Source organism: Portibacter marinus, from assembly GCF_021533195.1.
GTDB classification, from domain to species: domain Bacteria; phylum Bacteroidota; class Bacteroidia; order Chitinophagales; family Saprospiraceae; genus Portibacter; species Portibacter marinus.
In genome coordinates, this window is sequence record NZ_JAJNKB010000002.1 from 510,911 (window position 1) to 530,755 (window position 19,845).

The 19,845-nt window shown below is 39.3% G+C and carries 13 protein-coding genes; 5 read left to right on the forward strand and 8 right to left on the reverse strand.

All coding sequences use genetic code 11. From position 1 onward, the window contains the following. Window positions 1-3: 3 nt before the first annotated feature. Complete coding sequence (rpoC, locus tag L2567_RS06375) at window positions 4-4,296, forward strand: DNA-directed RNA polymerase subunit beta' (RefSeq protein WP_235296912.1); 4,293 nt, start codon at window positions 4-6, stop codon at window positions 4,294-4,296. 556 nt (window positions 4,297-4,852) lie between these two features. On the opposite strand, the gene L2567_RS06380 is transcribed toward rpoC, so the two are convergent. From L2567_RS06380 to L2567_RS06410, 7 genes are all read right to left on the reverse strand, one after another. After that, the gene (locus L2567_RS06380) at window positions 4,853-6,226 is read right to left on the reverse strand and encodes a T9SS type A sorting domain-containing protein (RefSeq protein WP_235296913.1); all 1,374 of its coding nucleotides are present in this window, start codon (window positions 6,224-6,226) and stop codon (window positions 4,853-4,855) included. Between the two features lie 204 nt (window positions 6,227-6,430). Then, window positions 6,431-7,024, reverse strand: coding sequence for a riboflavin synthase (locus tag L2567_RS06385; protein ID WP_235296914.1), 594 nt, complete (start codon window positions 7,022-7,024; stop codon window positions 6,431-6,433). A 65-nt stretch (window positions 7,025-7,089) separates the two neighbouring features. Further along, entirely contained in the window at window positions 7,090-9,786 is a 2,697-nt protein-coding gene (locus L2567_RS06390) for a T9SS type B sorting domain-containing protein (RefSeq protein ID WP_235296915.1), read from the reverse strand. Between the two features lie 102 nt (window positions 9,787-9,888). Further along, complete coding sequence (gene rfbD, locus L2567_RS06395) at window positions 9,889-10,740, reverse strand: dTDP-4-dehydrorhamnose reductase (protein ID WP_235296916.1); 852 nt, start codon at window positions 10,738-10,740, stop codon at window positions 9,889-9,891. Next, window positions 10,733-11,281 (reverse strand): dTDP-4-dehydrorhamnose 3,5-epimerase, encoded by a 549-nt coding sequence (gene rfbC, locus L2567_RS06400; protein WP_235296917.1) that lies wholly within the window; start codon window positions 11,279-11,281, stop codon window positions 10,733-10,735. Before rfbC ends, rfbD begins: the two co-directional genes overlap by 8 nt. A gap of 3 nt (window positions 11,282-11,284) precedes the next feature. Next, complete coding sequence (gene der / locus L2567_RS06405) at window positions 11,285-12,595, reverse strand: ribosome biogenesis GTPase Der (protein WP_235296918.1); 1,311 nt, start codon at window positions 12,593-12,595, stop codon at window positions 11,285-11,287. A 56-nt stretch (window positions 12,596-12,651) separates the two neighbouring features. Further along, entirely contained in the window at window positions 12,652-13,536 is an 885-nt protein-coding gene (locus L2567_RS06410) for an AraC family transcriptional regulator (RefSeq protein WP_235296919.1), read from the reverse strand. 76 nt (window positions 13,537-13,612) lie between these two features. On the opposite strand from L2567_RS06410, the gene L2567_RS06415 reads away from it, so the two are divergent. From L2567_RS06415 to L2567_RS06430, 4 genes are all read left to right on the forward strand, one after another. Next, complete coding sequence (locus L2567_RS06415) at window positions 13,613-14,995, forward strand: sulfatase-like hydrolase/transferase (protein ID WP_235296920.1); 1,383 nt, start codon at window positions 13,613-13,615, stop codon at window positions 14,993-14,995. Window positions 14,996-15,153: 158 nt separating this feature from the next. After that, a complete protein-coding gene (locus L2567_RS06420) occupies window positions 15,154-16,743 on the forward strand; it encodes a sulfatase (protein WP_235296921.1) in 1,590 nt (529 codons plus the stop codon). 5 nt (window positions 16,744-16,748) lie between these two features. After that, window positions 16,749-18,143 (forward strand): sugar porter family MFS transporter, encoded by a 1,395-nt coding sequence (locus L2567_RS06425; RefSeq protein ID WP_235296922.1) that lies wholly within the window; start codon window positions 16,749-16,751, stop codon window positions 18,141-18,143. A 2-nt stretch (window positions 18,144-18,145) separates the two neighbouring features. Next, window positions 18,146-18,865, forward strand: a complete 720-nt coding sequence (locus L2567_RS06430) for an SGNH/GDSL hydrolase family protein (RefSeq protein ID WP_235296923.1) — start codon at window positions 18,146-18,148, stop codon at window positions 18,863-18,865. Between the two features lie 74 nt (window positions 18,866-18,939). On the opposite strand, the gene era is transcribed toward L2567_RS06430, so the two are convergent. Further along, window positions 18,940-19,842, reverse strand: coding sequence for a GTPase Era (era, locus tag L2567_RS06435; RefSeq protein WP_235296924.1), 903 nt, complete (start codon window positions 19,840-19,842; stop codon window positions 18,940-18,942). Window positions 19,843-19,845 lie beyond the last annotated feature (3 nt).

Here is a 19,845-nt window from a genome sequence, read left to right on the forward strand (position 1 = left end):
ATTATGCCGTTTAGAAAAAATAATACGCAGACACGCGCTCCATTCGAGTCGATCACAATTAGCTTGTGCTCTCCGGATGATATACTAGAAAGATCCTATGGTGAAGTATTGAAGCCGGAAACGATTAATTATCGGTCTTATAAGCCAGAAAGAGATGGACTTTTCTGCGAGCGAATATTCGGGCCTGTTAAAGATTACGAATGTTACTGTGGAAAGTATAAAAGAATTAGATATAAAGGAATCGTATGTGACAGATGTGGTGTAGAAGTAACCGAAAAGAAGGTAAGAAGAGAGCGAATGGGACACATTAAACTGGTCGTTCCTGTTGTTCATATTTGGTTTTTCAAATCTCTTCCTAACAAAATTGGTTACCTCCTGGGATTGTCTTCTAAGAAATTAGAGTCGATTATCTATTATGAGAGATACGTCGTTATTCAGGCCGGTATCAAGGAAGAAGATGGAATTGCAAAGCAAGATTTGCTTACTGAGGAGGAGTACTTTGAGATATTAGATGGTCTTCCGAAGGAAAACCAGATGCTAGATGACAATGACCCTCAAAAATTCATCGCCCACATGGGTGCTGAAGCAGTCAAAATGTTGTTGGAAAGATTACAACTTGATGAACTTTCAGCTGCACTGAGATATCAGGCTGCTAATGAAACATCTCAGCAAAGAAAGTCCGAGGCTCTAAAGAGATTGAGGGTAGTAGAAGCTTTCAGAGATGGACAGACACGTATTGAAAATAAGCCGGAATGGGCGATCATTCAATATCTGCCTATTATTCCACCGGAACTAAGACCGTTGGTACCATTAGATGGAGGTAGATTTGCTTCTTCAGACTTGAATGACTTGTATCGTAGAGTAATCATCAGAAACAACAGACTTAAGAGACTTTTAGAAATTAAAGCACCAGAAGTAATTCTTAGAAATGAGAAAAGAATGCTTCAGGAGGCAGTTGACTCATTGTTTGACAATTCCAGAAAATCTAATGCCGTGAAAGCAGAAGGTGGACGGGCGTTAAAGTCTTTGAGTGATATTTTGAAAGGAAAACAAGGTCGATTCAGACAAAACTTATTGGGTAAAAGGGTGGATTATTCCGGACGTTCAGTGATCGTCGTAGGTCCTACCTTAAAACTGCATGAGTGTGGAATTCCTAAAGGAATGGCTTCTGAGCTGTTCAAGCCTTTCGTAATTAGAAAATTGATCGAAAGGGGAATCGTAAAGACTGTAAAGTCAGCTAAGAAGTTAGTGGATCGTAAAGATCCAGTGATTTGGGAAATACTTGAGAATATATTAAAAGGTCATCCTGTTCTATTGAATAGGGCTCCTACTCTCCACAGGTTGTCTATCCAGGCATTCCAGCCTAAATTGGTAGAAGGAAAGGCTATTCAGTTGCACCCATTGGTATGCGGAGCATTTAATGCGGATTTTGATGGTGACCAGATGGCCGTGCACGTGCCACTTGGACATGCAGCGATATTAGAAGCTCAGGTACTAATGTTGGCTTCCCATAACATGTTGAATCCTCAGAACGGTTCTCCTATCACCCTTCCTTCACAGGATATGGTCTTGGGACTTTACTATCTGACCAAACTGAGGAAGTCGAAGAAGAAAGGTGATGTGAAAGGCGAGGGCATGACATTCTATAGTCCTGAAGAGGTTTTAATTGCATACAATGAAGGCAAGATTGATCTTCATGCTGTAATTAAAGTTAGGGTCAATGTTGAAAATGAATTGGGACAGTTGGTTCCAGAGGTGATAGAAACAAGCGTAGGAAGAGTGATCTTTAATGAGGCAGTTCCTGCCAATGTTCCCTTCATTAATGAACTACTTACTAAGAAAAACCTAAAGAAGGAAATTAGTAAGATCATTGATAGAACGAGTTTCAAAATCACAGCTGAATTCCTCGATAAGATTAAGGAATTAGGATTTTTATGGTCATTTAAAGGTGGATTATCATTCAACCTTGGAGATTTAATTAATCCTACAGCTAAAGAAAGTACGCTTTTAGATGCGAATCAAGAAGTTGATGAAGTTTGGGAAAACTACAACATGGGTCTGATTACCAATAATGAGCGTTACAACCAAATTATCGATAAGTGGACGTTTGCAGATAATAAGATTACTGAAAATCTGATGACAGAGTTGGCTGAGCATAAAGATGGATTCAACTCTGTATACATGATGCTTCATTCTGGAGCGAGAGGTTCTCAACAGCAGATTAAGCAGTTGTGTGGATTAAGAGGTTTGATGGCCAAGCCAAGGAAATCAGGAGATACAGGTGGAGCGATTATTGAAAACCCAATTCTTTCTAACTTCCTGGATGGACTTTCTGTATTAGAATATTTTATTTCCACACACGGTGCGAGAAAAGGTCTGGCGGATACTGCATTAAAGACTGCAGATGCCGGTTACCTGACCAGAAGATTGGTTGATGTATCTCAGGATGTCATCATTACGGAAGAAGATTGTGATACTCTTAGAGGTATTGATACCTATGCACTGAAGGAGAACGAAAAGGTAATAGAAACTTTATCAGCAAGAATTATCGGAAGATATACACTTTACGATGTCGAAGATCCGGTTACTGATGAAGTACTTCTAAAAGCGGGCGAATATATTAGTCCACCTGTTGCCGATAAAATCGAAGATGCTGGTATAGAGATGGTGACGATTAGATCCGTTTTAACTTGTGAAACGAAATCTGGAGTTTGTGTGAAGTGCTACGGTAAAAACCTTGCTTCTGGAAGAATCGCTGAAGAGGGTGATGCAGTAGGAATTATCGCAGCCCAAAGTATTGGGGAACCTGGAACGCAGTTGACACTTCGTACCTTCCACGTGGGTGGTATCGCTTCAGTGACCAAGCAAGAGTCTGAATTGATATCTAAGTTCAATGGTAAATTGGAATTTGATAACATTAAGACCGTAGAATCGGAGGAGAATGGAAAGAAAGTAAATGTCGTGCTATCGAGATCTGGTGAAGTGAGAATCATGGATCCAGAAACGGGTAAAGTTTATGTGACTTTATATATTCCTTATGGAGCGACACTTTTCGTAAAAGACGGACAGAAGGTTAATAAAGGAGACGTGATTTGTAATTGGGATCCGTTTAACAATATGATCATTACTGAATTCAAGGGTATTGCTCAATTTGAAGCTATCGAAGAAGGCCAGACTTACAGAATAGAAAGAGATGATCAGACTGGATTTGCTGAAAAGGTTGTGGTTGAATCTAAAAACAAAAAGAAGATTCCAACCATCAAAATCTTATCGACTTCTGGTGAGGAATTGAAGAGTTATAACTTACCTGTAGGTGCCTATATCTCTATAGAAGATGGCGCAGAAGTGAAGGCTGGTGATAAAATTGTAAAGATTCCTCGTAAACTGGGAGGCGTACAGGATATTACCGGTGGTCTTCCAAGGGTAACTGAATTGTTCGAAGCCAGGAATCCTTCTAATCCTGCTACAACTGCAGAGATCGATGGAATAGTTTCTTTCGGAAAGATCAAAAGAGGAAACAGGGAAGTCTTTGTAGAAGATGAGAAAACGAATCAGAGGAAGAAATATCTGATTGGGCTTTCTAAGCACATATTGGTTCAGGAAGGTGATTTTGTTAGAGCAGGAATGCCATTGTCAGATGGTTCTATTTCTCCAGCAGACATTCTTAAAATCAAGGGTCCATTTGCAGTTCAGTACTATTTGGTGAATGAAATTCAAGAGGTTTATAGATCTCAAGGTATCGATATCAATGATAAGCATATCGAGGTGATCGTCAGACAGATGATGAAGAGACTACAAATCGAAGATGCAGGTGACACTGTTTTCTTAGAAGGCGAAGCTGTAGAACGACATGAATTCTTAGAGCAGAATGATTGGATTTATGACAAGAAGTTCATTACTGATCCGGGCGAGTCTACCAATTTGAAAGCTGGTCAATTGGTCACTCTTAGACAGTTAAGAGAAGAGAACTCTTTACTTAAAAGAAATGACATGAAGACAGTAGAATGGAGAGATGCCATTCCTGCAACTTCTAAGCCAGTGCTTCAAGGTATTACTAAGTCGTCACTGGGTGTGTCCAGCTGGATTTCAGCTGCATCATTCCAGGAGACTACCAAAGTTTTAAGTACCGCTGCAATTGGTGCCAAGAGAGATGGATTAGATGGACTTAAAGAGAATGTAATTGTAGGTAAGAAGATACCTGCAGGTACTGGATTGAAAAAGTACAGAAATCTATACGTTGAACCAAGGAAGGACAATGGTGAAGAAGAGCTTGAAGAGGTAAGTTTGTTGGACTAGGTTCCAATCTTCAAGTGATATAATTTAAAAGCTGTTCAGTAGTATTACTGAGCAGCTTTTTTTTTGGCAGCCTAATTCTTAATGAGCTACTTTCTTTTCATTATGAATAGATTGTGCTCTAATATGATCTGTAGTTTGCCGGGAATCAAAAGTTATGGGAAGTGTTCACTTTGCAATATCGTTGATATAAAGGAAGGGTTGTAATTTAACCAACTATTATATGATAAATGTCTGGTCAACTTCTTTGCAATGAGCCAAATATCCAAGATATTATTGGAATTGATCAGCATTGCGCCTGAAAGCTTGGGAGCTATTATCGATAAGATATCTATAAATTGCAAGGTTATGATCGCACTTCTTAAATATGATCCTCCCTATAAAGTCTATTATTAAAAGCGATTATGGTGGTCATCTCGATGTCATCTCTGAAAGCCTTTATATCTATTTAATGCTTAAACGCTCTTCTTAAGATTTATTGATAAATGACTCGCTATAAAAAAAAGGCCATCTCATGAAGAGACAGCCTTTTTTTACTTACTCAAAGTATCTTTATAATCTAAAAAATAGATAGTTTCTTTATTACTCTTTCCTGATTTTCAACATTAAATTCCATGTAGTAGATACCGGCATCAATACCCAGTAATTGTGTATTGATATCAGCTTGATGTGCTTCTATATTTTGAACATGAACAACTTGTCCACTAACATTAAGAATTCTAACAGATTGTATTTTAAACTCTGATTTAAAGTTAACAACGTCTTTCACAGGATTAGGAAAAACTGTTACACCTTTATCCTTTATTTGCTTGTTCGCAACTTTTATGGACCTGGAATAAGTGTCATCACCGTTAAATGAGATCATCTTGAATCTGTAATAGGTGATTTCAGAATCAACATTTTTGTCTAGAAACTTAAATTCACCAATTTGAGGATTCTTGGTTTTCATAATATCCGACCATGCAACACCATTCGATGAACTTTGTAGAATTAAATATTCTTCACCAACTACGGCATCAATAGACCAGGTGATCAAATTGTTGCTGCTGATTGCTCTTCCAGTAACAGAACCGAAGTCGATCGGAAGAAGTCCTACACCATCAAGAAGAACAACCACATAGGTCTGATCACAGTATACTTGGGGAGCAATGGTAAAATTTCCTGGTACTGCGTCGGGATTAGAGAAATCTATACATTGAAGTTTGTCATTTTTTGATGCAACACAACCTTTAATAGGTGTGAACACACCAAAGTCTACTCCAAAGATATCTTCTGAACAGGATGTATGAACCTGCGCCGTACTGAAAACATTTGCCGCCGAAATTGTATTATTGGTGTAAAATGTAAAAAGCCATTCAGTTTGATTTTTTCCAAGATCAGTACCATCTACAAAAAAGATATCGCCAGTTGATAATCCGTATATGGTATCGAATGGATTTGAATTCGGACCTTCTTTTCCCTTTACAACTGCGGCTACGTTATCTTCTTCGCCGGTGTATTGAATTTGCATTGTCCAAATTTTTCCTCCACCTTCACAATAATTCATTGGGTAATCACATAAAGCTTCATAGCAATAATTATAAGTGAAACTATCTCTGATTTCGTAATTAGGGTCAGTCACAGTGTAACGAACATAACATTCCCCGTTCTCTGTGATTTTTTCTACAGTACCATACTGCGCATCGTTGTTTACAGAAATACCACACGGATCGACAATGATATTGTCGTTTAATGTTACAAAAATGTCCACGTAGTCATCCGGGCCTATATTAGCATAATCTATACATAGATCCAATGTACTCAGGCACTCCGTATCTTCAACTGATTGAGGATCTTCACAATCTGCGTAGCTCTGACCAAAAGTATTAAAAGAAACAAATAAGATAAAGCATAATACTATATGCTTAAGTTTTAAAGTGTTTAGGTAGTCCATTATTAAAATGATTTAATAATTAAACTAAACCGTGATCTATTAAACTTATGAAAGTAAGTTAGGTGTTAATTAGGTTTTATTAGATTTAGGTTTAAGTGTAATTAGGTTTAAAAAAAGGTATTAGTTACCGCAAATATAAAATGTTTTGCGCGACAATTTACATATTTATCATAAAAAGCTTTATTTGTAAGATATACGGCAATATTAACGCTTTTGGTTTTCTATAAACCTTAAAAAATATTTACCAAGTATATCAAATTCCAAATTGATTTTATCACCTACTCTAATTTGAGAAAAGGTTGTATGTTCATAAGTATAAGGAATAATGGCCACTGAAAATTTTCCATCACCAACATTAACGAGAGTTAGACTTACACCATTAATACAAATGCTGCCTTTTTCAACCATGTAATTGTTAAAGGACTTATCTACTGTAAATGAAAATACCCAACTTCCACCTTCTTCTTTGATAAATGTGCATTTTCCTGTTGCGTCTACATGCCCTTGAACAATATGTCCATCTAGTCTTTGATTAAGTGTGAGTGATCTTTCCAAATTAACATGGCTACCTTCTACAATTTCGCCCAGGTTTGACTTTTGCAGCGTCTCATTAATAATGGTTACCTGATATAGGTGGTTTTGTATGGCTACCACGGTAAGACAAACACCATTGTGTGATACACTTTGGTCTACTTTAAGCTCAGAGGTGATATTGGACTCTACCCAAAAACTTTTATTAGTGCCATTTTTTGTGATCGACGTGACCTTCCCAACGCTTTCAATAATACCTGTGAACATGCTTAATAATTCTGATACGATATAAATCTAATAAAATGATAAGAAGAATCTGGCAGTCCTCCAGATTATCTTGACCTAATGATGGTGACTGAACCAGCAAGTTGGCCTATAGTTGTTCCACTACTGCGTCCAATTTCACTTTCTAAAACTCTACACTTATAATAGTAAACTCCTTCGGCCAGTTCAGACCCGGAAATATCTGTACCGTCCCAGTTGATTTGCGGATCGTTAGTCTCGAAAACCAGCCCTCCCCACCTGTTATAAATTTTGAGATCTATACTCGAAATGAATCGATTAGCTCTTGGGACAAAAAAATCATTGGCATTGTCACCATTTGGTGTGAATACATTAGGCAACTCGTATAATGGGCAATTAGCAGAGCAAATGACCTCACTGAATTCACTTTCATTTCCTGAGCTGTCGATGGAGGTAATGGCATAACATCCAGACACTGAATTGTCTAGGAAGTCATCATATTCAAAATCCTGAGTGGCATCTATGTTAGCTATGAGTTCGAAGTCAATGCTGTCCTCAGAGAAATAAAGGTTAAAGGAAGATAGATCGGAGTCTGAAAGACATCCTAATTCCTTTTCGGACCATATTAATCTATTAATAAACTCTCCCTCACTACCCACAATGGTTTCATCGTCACAAAGATTGATAACGGTCAGGTCTGGAATACAGGGAGCCAGCGAGTCCTTGGGCACCTCACATCGTATTTGACTGAAATTGAATAATGGATCTTCGACACCGCTTATGCCATAAGTGCCTTCACTTCTGACTACATAGCAATATTCAAAGCCATTTTCCAAACCAGAAATTCTGAATCCTGAAGTTGTAGTCGAACCGATTGAATCCAGTTGACCAGATGTTGGATCTACCTCAAATATCGTATAGGAATAGTTTTCCCAAGGTACGCTTTCGGTCCATAAGAGATCCACCAATCTGTCATTTGAAGTAATTCCTAAAAATACGGAGGACGCCACGGAAGATGAACCGTAGAATGTATTGGTATTGCCAGTGAAAAAATCAATTCGATACCTAAAAGGAGTTTCAAGGGTATTTAAGCTTTGATCAATAAAAATCGAATCAATTTCTTCAGCAAAAAATTTGCTATTGATCTCAGTCCCAGGAACTTCCACAAATTCTGCTCCTGTAAACCCTTCTGCTCTCAGTAATTTGTAAGTGTAGGGGCCTGGAAATAATAAAGTATCCAGATCCGGAATTTTTGGTTTCACCCATTTGATTAGGATTTCTCCATCTACACTTGAGGTTTCCTCTACAGTGACTCTTGTGATAATAGGAATATCTCTAACCAGAATACCACAAGATTCATTGGAAGGCAAACTGGCGACCGGATTAAAAGGAAAACCTTGCGACGAAATCTGTGCAAACTCTCCTAAAACTCTGTAGCAATAGGTGTTTCCTTTCAAAACATCCTCATCAAAATAGACGTATTTATCTTCTTCCTTTTCACGTGTAATAAAGACAATTTTTTCATAGCCTTTGCCTTCAAGTCCAGTTTCACATGTATCAAGAGGAAATTGAGTGCTTTTCAATTTTCGCCACACGGAAAAACCTTGAAAATAATTATTGGCAGCATCTTCGCATAAATAAGGATTATCCCAGGAAAGTTTTATTCTATCGGGAAAAGTCTCAGCGACTAAATTTTCCGGAGGTGGCCCTACCACTTTAATTCTAATGGTCTTTAAGGCTGCTAAACCACTTTCCTGGAGAGTAAAAACATCGTCAACAGCTTTTACAACTACTTGATAATAAGTATCTGAAATGTGCTCACAAGTAGTTTGCCAAGCCAAATTAAGATTAACTTCAGGATCCACATATCCTTCATCATTGTCAAGTACAGCTGGCGATATATTGACCTCAAATGGCCCCCCTGTTACTGAGACACGCACTTGTTGACCTTCATCCGGATCATTGATCAGCAGAGGAATATTAACTTCTTCTCCGGCGATGACACAAATTTCCTCAATACTTTCGATAGTGGGAGGCCTATTTTCACAATCACTTACGAAAATCTGCATATCTCTTACTACGCTGCCGATGAGAACACCTCCCCTATATTCATTGATCTTAATAGCAATATTGTATTCACCTACGACTTGTGGACTGTCCCAGACGAAATTGCCGGTTTCAGGATCTAAGGAAATTTGGTTAAAAGGACCACTCACAATTTCGTCGGGATACTTGTACTTAGGAACATCCATATCAGTTCCCTCACGGGGAATAACCAACTCGTAACTGATGCTATCGCCATCTACATCATAAGCGTTGGGATTGTGTACAAATCTTTGACCTACGCAACCAAAATCAATAGGTTCCGAAAGCAATTGAACAGAACTATTAGAGCCCTGAAATTGTGCATTAAGAAAAGTAAAGGTGGTTTCTACATAAAACGGAATCTCAATAGAATTAGGAGCATTGACATTTAAAATATTAGCTACTCTATTCGGATCAGTAAAACTCATGGTATATGTTCCTCTTCCGGGATAAGTATGTTCTGCAGTGTAGAAATTCAATTTTATATCACCTTGTAATTCCTCACCATTCCCATTGCCATTGCTTCTAAACACCGCTTCCATGGTTCCATCACCCCAATCCATCATCAGACTATCTCTGTCGGCATCAAAGCTGCTGGTCTTGGTATAAGTAATGATGGTTGCCCTTATGGTCAGCTCACCTATTTGAGTATAGATAATTTCACCTGCCCGGTTATGTGTCGCGTTTAGACCCTCGTTCACAACCAGGAGTAAGGTGATGATTCCTGAAATTTTGAAAATGTTTCTGATCCCTTTAATGGTTTACTACTTCGAAATTAAAGAATAAACGTTTTTTATAACCATTCAGTTGTTTATTTCTTTAAGACATTTCTGGAGACTTTTATGCCAATGGTTCAATTCTAGATTAAATTCATCGGCAATCTTGGATTTAATGAGTCTGGAATTATTCGGTCTGGGAGCCGGGGTAGGGTACGCTGTACTTGGAATTCTGTTGATTTGTATATGCATCCCTGAAAGTTGAAAAATTGCTTCGGCAAAGTCTGCCCAGGAGATAAAACCCAGATTACTGTAGTTATAAATCCCCTGACCTTTGTCCTGCTTAATGATCTCAGTGATGACTTTTGCAAGATCTGCAGCGTTAGTTGGACTGCCGATTTGATCGTCAACAATATTGAGTTTGGTTCTTTCTGCTCCCAGTCGAAGCATGGTTTTGACAAAGTTATTTCCGAATGTTGAATACAGCCATGACACTCTCAGTACAATGGCATTCTCGAAAACATCAAAAATGGCTTTCTCACCCGCTCTCTTGCTAAGTGCGTAAACTCCTTTCGGATGGCAGGGATCACTCTCATGTAAGGGCACATTATGATCAGGATGATAAACATAGTCTGAGGATAGGTGGATTAATTTGCAATTTTGCTTCTTGGCCAACAGCGCTAGATTTCTGACAGCTTTGACATTGACATTAAAGCATTTGTCTTTTTCTTTTTCCGCAAGATCCACTGCAGTGTAAGCTGCGCAGTTAACAATGACATTGAAAGATTGGTCTTTAAAGTACTGCTCCATGCTTTTGATACTGCACAAATCAAGCTCTTTCTTATCTGCAAATGTATATCCATCGAGTCCAAGTTTTCTTAGTTCAGAACCCAGCTGCCCATTGGCCCCAGTTACCAGTACCTTTTTCACACTATTCATAAGCTACATGCGACCCCAAAGGTGGAGCTACTTTGTCCTTTTGCGAAACAATGAATTTAGAAGGCGGTTGAGGCCATTCTATATTCAGTGAGGGATCCAGGTAGGAAATTCCTTTTTCAGATTCGAAGTGATAGGGTGCATCGACTTTGTAAGAAAAGATGGTGTGATCTTCCAGGCAAAGGTAACCGTGTGCAAAGCCTTTAGGCACCAAAAGCTGAAGCTTATTTTCTGAGGATAATTCAATGGCATAAGTTTCGCCGTAAGTGCTGGATCCAGGCCGTATATCGATCACGACGTCAAATACAGCTCCATGCACTACACGCACCAGTTTTGTTTGACCAAAAGGTGGAAGCTGATAGTGAAATCCCCTAAAAATCTTCTGGTGTGACATCGCTTCGTTATCCTGAATAAAATCAATTTGCAATTCCGATTCTTCGAGCAATGATTTATTGTAACTTTCGAAAAAGTACCCGCGATGATCTCCATGTATGATGGGTTTTAAAACCTTCAGTCCCGCGATGCCCGTTTCAATGATCTCCATTACTTATTTTTCTTTAAAAACAATACTAATAGGTGTGCCAGTAAAATCAAAATGTTTTCTTAGCAGGTTTTCGAGAAATCCTTTATAGTTGGCTTTGATATGTTTAGGATGATTGCAAAAAAATGCGAACGCGGGGTGCTTCAGTGGCAATTGCGTAACGTATTTGATCTTGATGATTCGACCTCTATTTGCAGGGGGTGGATTTCGTTCGATTTGCTCTAAAAGCAAATTATTCAATTCTGATGTCCGTATTTTCTGCTGTCGATTTTCGTAGACTTTTAGTGCAGCTTCGATGACCTGAAATATTCTTTGTTTCTCTAAGACAGAGACGAATAGAATGGGTATATCCTTAAATGGCGCAATCTTTCGCTTGATTTTTTCTGTAAATTCTTTAGCAGTATTGGTTTCCTTATCTTTGATCAGATCCCATTTATTGACCACTATAACCAATCCTTTTCTCCGCTTATGCACCAGTCCTAGTAAATTCATGTCCTGTGATTCAACTCCCGTCTGTGCGTCAATCATCAAAATACAAATATCTGACTCCTCGATCGCTCGGACTGCTCTCATGACAGAGTAAAACTCCAGGTCTTCGTGAACTTTACTTTTCTTTCTGATTCCCGCTGTGTCGATTAACATGAATTCCTTGCCAAACTTGTTATAGTAGGAATGAATAGAATCTCTGGTAGTACCTGCAATATCAGTGACAATGTTCCGGTCCTCGCCCAGAAGGGCATTGGTCAATGAAGACTTTCCAACGTTCGGTTGGCCTATTATCGCCAATCGAGGCAATTCATCTTCATCCTCCTCTTCCTCATTCTCCGGCAGTTTTTCGGCTACAGCATCTAAAAGTTCCCCGGTACCTGAACCGGTGATCGAGCTAAGGAAAAAAGTCTCATCAAACCCTAGCGACCAGAATTCATTGGCAGATATTTCGCGTGTGCTATTATCCACTTTGTTAACGCCCAGAACCACGGGCTTATCGGCCCTTCTCAAAAAGTTCGCAACCTCTTCATCCAGATCAGTGATACCTGTAGTTACATCCGTAAGAAAGATGATTACTGCAGCTTCTTCAATGGCTATTTCGACTTGCACCCTTATGGCGGCTTCGAAGAGATCATCAGAATTCTTAACAAAACCTCCTGTATCTACTACTGTGAAGCTTTTGCCATTCCACTCACAGGTGCCGTAAATCCGGTCCCGGGTAACCCCGCTGACATTATCGATGATGGCCTGCCGCTCTCCGACTAAACGGTTGTATAAAGTTGATTTTCCCACATTGGGACGCCCGACAATTGCTACTATTTTCGACATAAATTTTTATCTACCCGGCAAAGTTAACAAAGTTTACATGATCGCTTTAATCTGGATTATTCCAACTGTTCTTTCCTGTATTTTCTCGGTGAAACACCCATCTGGCTTTTGAATAGCCTTGAGAAGTAAAGCGGGTCCTGAAAACCAAGTTTAAAGCTGATCTCCTTTATACTTAAATCTGTATAATTCAAGTATTCACATGCCTTCTGCACTTTTTTCATGTTGAAAAATTTAAATAATGGGTATCCGGTACTTTTCTTAAAAGTGGAAAGAATGTGGGATGTGGAATAATGAAATTTTTGAGCGAGATCCTCTGCTCTTAAGGACTTATCAATATGCTCTCTTAAGTAAGCTATAATGTCTTGAGTCAGGGTGTTTTTCTTGAAATTATTGCTGTTCCGATCTTCATTATTGAAGATGAAGGAGCTAATGAAATGGAGTGCCAGCAGACAAGCATATTCCAGATTTTTAGCCCGATAGTGATCACTCAGGACTTCAAATATTTGATCAAATACCTCAATTCTCTCATTCATATAAGGTACTTCGGTATCTTTTATGTTTAATTCAGCGTATCGTTGATAAAGAGCCTCTGACAGATGTCCGGAAAAGTGGATCCAGAATATGGTCCACGGATGTTCTTCTGAGGCTCCATAGCTATGAGGAGCATCTTTTTCTATAATGATGAATTGATTGGGCGATACAATGGTCTTTAGGTCCCTTTCTATAACCCATCCTTCTCCCCCGGTGCAATAAATAAAGATGTACTGTTTGGCACCATGTTGCCTTTCACGCATATGATGCTCGGCATTAGGGTATTGTCCTATATCGGTAATATAAAACGGTGCAGTCATAGCATTGTTCTTCAACTCTTTTCTGGTTTTTTTAGGTATGACCAATATCTTCTGACCAAGGAATCCTTGTTGAATTGCCAGACTATCCATTCAGTTATTTTTTTAGTTATATTGCGAAGGAAATTTCCACCACAAAACATCCTTCAAATTAAGTTTTTAAATGTCAATGTTTAAAGTTTTATGGCTTCATTTTTTTGCGATTGGATCAATGGTTTCCTGGGCTCAAACTGACGACAGACCTAATATCTTGTTGATAATTGCCGATGATCTGGGCTATGCTGATCTGGGTGTAACCGGAAGCAAGCAGATCAAAACGCCTAATATTGATCTATTGGCTAGGGAAGGAGTCTTCTGCAGTCAGGGCTATGTTTCCTCAGCAGTTTGTAGTCCATCTCGAGCTGGATTGATCACAGGCATAAATCAAGTCACTTTTGGTTATGATAATAACATTGGAGGAAACCAACCAGGATTTGATCCCGATTATTTAGGCTTGCCCACAGTGATTAAAACCATTCCTGATTTTCTGGATAGTCTTGGCTATGTCAATGGTCTTGTAGGTAAATGGCATCTTGGAATGGAAGAGCACTTTCATCCACTAAAGCGCGGATTCCATGAATTTTGGGGTTATCGCGGAGGTGGACATGACTATTTTCGAGCTACAGATACTGATCGAGGATATTTAGCTGCGCTGGAGTCCAATTATAAAAAACCTCAAGAAATCACATACCTCACTGATGATAAAGGAAACGAATGTGTAGATTTCATAAAACGGCATGGCAAAAAACCTTTTTTTCTTTACGCTTCTTTTAATGCCCCTCATACACCGATGCAGGCTACAGAAGAAGACCTTAAAAGATATGAATTTATTAAGGACGAAAAGCGAAGAACTTATGCAGCGATGGTACACCGCCTGGATGTTAATGTTGGTAAAATGATGAATGCTTTGAAAGAAGAGGGAGTCTATGACAATACCCTGATTGTTTTTATAAGTGACAATGGTGGGCCACAAGACAGCAATGCATCTAATAATGCACCATTTCGCGGTCAGAAGGGGACACTCCTAGAGGGAGGTATTCGAGTACCATTCATCATGACCTGGAAGAATGGTCTTCCATCCGGGAAGATCTATCACTCATTTGTCTCTTCATTAGATCTGGGCGCTACATTTCTATCTCTTGGAGGAGATGATCAAGTTGGGACCAAAGGGTTAGATGGCGTTAACCTTATTCCTTATTTAATTGGTGAATATGACGAGGCGCCCCATGAAGAGATGAAATGGCGTTTTACCATTAGTGCTTCTATTCGAAAAGGAAACTGGAAGTTAATCAGGCTTCCGGATCGATTACCCATGCTATATAATCTCGAACAAGATGTATTTGAAAGTACTGATCTAAGAGAGCACTATCCTGAAAAGGCAAAAGGTCTTCTTAAAAGTCTGGGACAATGGGATGTTGCCTTGCCTTACCCCGTATTTTTAGAAGGGGCTCAATGGAAAGCTAGACAGCTAGAGCTTTATGATAAGAATTATTCAAAGACTCCTCCAGAATAAGCCATCATCAAATTGTCTATTCTGTAGGAATATGATTGTTGCAAACTTTACTTATAGACAAATTAATTTTTGCATATTAAAGGTTTAGTCTTTGTAACATCATTAAAGAATATTTATCGCAGGTCGATTAATGTGGTCTGACAAAAGATTTTAAGTTTATGAAGAAAGTTTGCAAAATAATTGTGGTGATCATTTCAGTGATACTGATATGGTGTTGCAAGTCAACAGGAGAGGATACAGATCCCCTGCTAAGCTCAAAACCCAACATTGTTTTTATCCTTGCAGATGACTTTGGTCTGTATGACTTAAGTTTCATGGGAAGTGATTTTTATGAAACGCCTAACATAGATAAAATTGCAAAGAATGCCGTAATCTTTGAGAATGGCTATTCGGCAAGCCGGGTTTGTAGTCCCTCAAGAGCGAGTATTATGACAGGCCAATTCACTGCAAGGCATCAGATCACTGATTGGATTGGTGCTCGAAGTGGAGAAGAATGGAGAAAGGCGAATAGAAACGATATTTTGCTTCCCGCAGATTACAACCATGTACTTCCGGCTGACTTGATCACGATGCCAGAAGCATTGCAAGCAGCTGGTTACGAAACCTTTTTCACAGGGAAATGGCATATAGGAGATGTTGGCTCACACCCTGAAGATCACGGATTTCAGATCAACAAAGGTGGCTGGGAAGTAGGAAGTCCTAGAGGTGGATACTTTTCTCCATGGGAGAATCCGTCACTACCTAATGAAGAAGATGGGGAAAACCTCTCGATGAGATTAGCAAAAGAAACCGTCAAATTTATTCGTAAAGAAAGAGAAACTCCATTCCTGGCATACTTGTCTTTCTACGCTGTACACGGCCCTATTCAGACCACTGAAGAAAAATGGAGGAAATATAGAGATAAGGCTGAAGCTAATGGTATTGCAGATCACGGATTTGAAATGGAGAGGGTACTTCCCATCCGAGTCACTCAGGATAACCCCGTTTATGCAGGATTGGTGGAACAAATGGATGATGCGGTTGGACTTGTGCTTGATGAATTAGAATCGAGAGGATTGATGGATCAGACCATCATTGTTTTCACTTCTGATAATGGTGGTGTGGCTTCCGGAGATGCTTACTCGACCAGCAATCAACCGCTTCGTGGTGGCAAGGGTTATCAATGGGAAGGTGGAATCAGAGAACCTTTTTTCATCCAAATTCCCGGAGTGGAACATCAAAATGTCGAATATCCTGCAAGTGGGATTGATTTTTATCCTACACTTCTTGACTATGCCGGAATAGATCTTCCTGAAGACCAAATCATTGACGGAGTCAGTCTGAAGCCTGTTATTGAAGGCAAATCACTTGGTGAGAGGCCATTATATTGGCATTACCCTCATTATGGAAACCAGGGCGGCGAGCCATCATCGATTATTCGTGAGGGGAAATGGAAGCTGATACACTATTATGAGAATGATCACATAGAATTATATGATCTGGAAGCTGATTTGTCTGAAGAAAATGATTTGTCGAAAAGCAATCCATCTAAAGCCAAAGCGTTAAAGAATCAATTATCTGAATGGCTTAAAGCAGTAAGTGCTAACATGCCTCGGAAGGACGAGCAACATGATCCAGCTTTGGCAAAGAAAATGTATCAGGAAAAAATCAATGTGCTGATGCCCAGGCTTGAAGCGCAACGTATTGAATTTTTGAGTAAGGATTTTGATCCACAGAACCATTGGTGGGGGAGTCAAACCAAAGATTAAATACATTGAATCAGTATAGGTTTAACAATCTTTATGTATTATTTTTAGCCTCTGTTTCAGCTCTTGGAGGCTTTTTATTCGGCTATGATTGGGTGATCATTGGAGGTGCTAAGCCGTTTTATGAATTGTATTTTGGAATCGAAAGTCAGGCAGCACTTCAAGGCTGGGCTATCAGTAGCGCGCTCATTGGCTGTATCATAGGTGCCATGGTTTCAGGCTTTGTCGCAGATCGAATAGGACGAAAGATACCCTTGATCATAGCTGCAATGCTTTTCATCATTTCTGCATATGGAACGGGAGCTTGTGACCACTTTAATCCATTTATTGTTTTCAGAATCCTTGGCGGAGTAGCTATCGGACTGGCGTCAACTTTGTCTCCACTTTATATAGCAGAGGTGGCTCCGTCCAAACAAAGAGGTAGATATGTATCCATTAACCAACTGACCATTGTAGTTGGTATTTTAGCTGCACAAATCGTTAACTATTTGATTGCTGAACCTATGGGTGAGATTGGAGTAGAAGAAATGAGAACCTCCTGGAACGGAACGATGGGATGGCGATGGATGTTTTGGGCAGAAATGATTCCGGCCTTTATATTTTTCGTACTTATGTTTGTGGTTCCAAAGAGTCCAAGATTTCTAGCAACTCAAAGGAAGGACGAGAGAGCTTTTGAGATATTGGCAAAAATAGGAGGTCAGGCACATGCTGAAAGAGAACTGAAAGCCATTAAAGATACAGTGGCAAAAAACGTTGGTCGTAAAGTAAGCATATCACATCTGTTACAACCCAGAATCTTGCCAATACTCATTATCGGAATTGTCCTCGCTGTTTTTCAGCAATGGTGCGGCGTCAATATCATATTTAATTATGCTCAGGAAATTTTTACAGCAGCGGGGTATAGTGTGGGAGACATTTTATTTAATATCGTCATTACAGGTAGCGTCAATCTCGTTTTTACATTTGTTGCCATGAGGTTTGTCGATTCCTGGGGACGCAGAAAATTGATGATTTTTGGGGCGTCAGGCCTAAGCATAGTCTATTTCTTGATGGGTGGTGCCTATTACTTCCAGTTTCAAGGATTGCCTGTTCTTATTCTGGTCATTGTGGCAATAGGAATTTACTCCATGTCCCTGGCTCCCATTACCTGGGTAGTACTGTCTGAAATATTCCCCAATAGAATCAGAGGTTTAGCCATGTCCATTGCTACGCTAATGCTATGGATTGCATCTTTTATTTTGACTTTCACTTTTCCGCTACTCAATAAGTCACTTGGAGCATATGGCACCTTTTGGGTTTATGGTTTAATTTGTCTTATTGGTTTTATCTTTATAAAAGCAAAGCTTCCAGAAACTAAAGGCAAGAGTCTTGAAGAAATAGAAACGGAATTTGAAAACATATGAAAATGATAAGCAATAGAATATTGATCAGTTTTATAGTCCTTGCTTTCTTGTGTAGTGGTTTTTATGTCAATGGTCAGGCTGAAAGGAACGATTACTTGGATTCCATAAGAGCTCAGTTACAAGTCCATTGGCCTAAAAACAGGACCATCAAACTGGTCTTTCATGGTCATTCCGTCCCTGCTGGATATTTCAAAAGTGGAAATGTGAAATCATTGGACTCCTATCCCTACTTAAGTCTGAAGAAACTCAATGAAATTTACCCATATGCTGTCATTAGCCCAATGGTTACCGCTATTGGTGGTGAACAATCTGAGCAGGGAGCTGAACGGTTTCAAAGAGATGTTCTGAAAATGCATCCTGACGTCATCTTCATTGATTATAGCTTAAATGATAGAAGTATTGGCCTGGAAAGTGCTGAGAAGTCCTGGAAGTTCATGATAGAAAGTGCATTGGCCAATGATATAAAGGTGATTTTGCTTACTCCGACGCCGGATCTAAGAGAAGATATCAGTGACCCAGAAACTCCATTGGCGAAACACGCCCGGCAAGTGAGGAATCTTGCTGAGCAATACCAAATCGGCATAGTGGACAGTTACGCGATTTTTCAACAACTCTCTGAGAAGGAGAATCTAAGCAACTACATGTCTCAAAACAACCATCTTAATGGCCTTGGCCATGATTTGGTGGCCAACAACATCATTAAGTATTTTCTAGAAGAGTGATAAAGCGATTGCAAGTAGCTTATTTTGCCAACTTTGGTACCAAATTTAAGATGGAGGCATGGCTTGCAATTAAATTAGCTATAGCCAAAGTGTTTTAACTGCCTTTCATCATCACGCCAGTCCTTTTTGACTTTTACGAAGAGTTCCAGATGCACTTGCTTTTCCAGAAATTTCTCAATTGATTTTCTGGATTCCATTCCCAGTTTTTTGATCAATGCACCTCGACGTCCGAGAATGATGGGTTTCTGACTCTCACGAGAAACAAATATTTCTGCTCTGATTCTCACGATTACACCACCATCGCTTTTCTTTCCATCTTTAAATTCAGTGACGACGACTTCCGTTGAGTAGGGAATTTCCTGTTTATAAATCTCCAGAATTTTCTCTCTGATGATCTCACTAACGAAAAACCTTTCAGATTTGTCTGACAATTGATCTTTTGGAAAATAGGCCGGACCTTCCGGTAAACGTTTTCGGAGTTCTTGAAATAGAAGGTCTACATTTTTCTTTTCTAAGGCTGAAATCACGAAAAACTCATCGAACGGTACAAGCTCAGACCATTTTTGAATACGTAGTTCTACCTCATCCTCAGAATGCAAATCGATTTTATTTACTATTAAAAACTTGGGCACTTCCACTGCCTTAAGAAAACTGACAATCGACTCCTCTGCATCATTTTTTTCCGAAGGAGTAGTAACATACATCATAATATCCGCATCCTCTCGCGTTGAAAAGGCGTAATTATTCATGATTTCCTGCATCTTGTAATTGGTATCATAGATGATGCCTGGAGTATCAGAGAAAACCATCTGGAAATCTTCTCCTGATAGAATTCCCATGATTCGATGACGGGTGGTCTGCGGCTTATGTGTGATGATGGACATCCTTTCTCCTACAAGCGCATTCATTAATGTAGATTTACCCACATTGGGTTTTCCGATAATATTGATGAATCCTGAATGGTGTGTTTCGGACATACT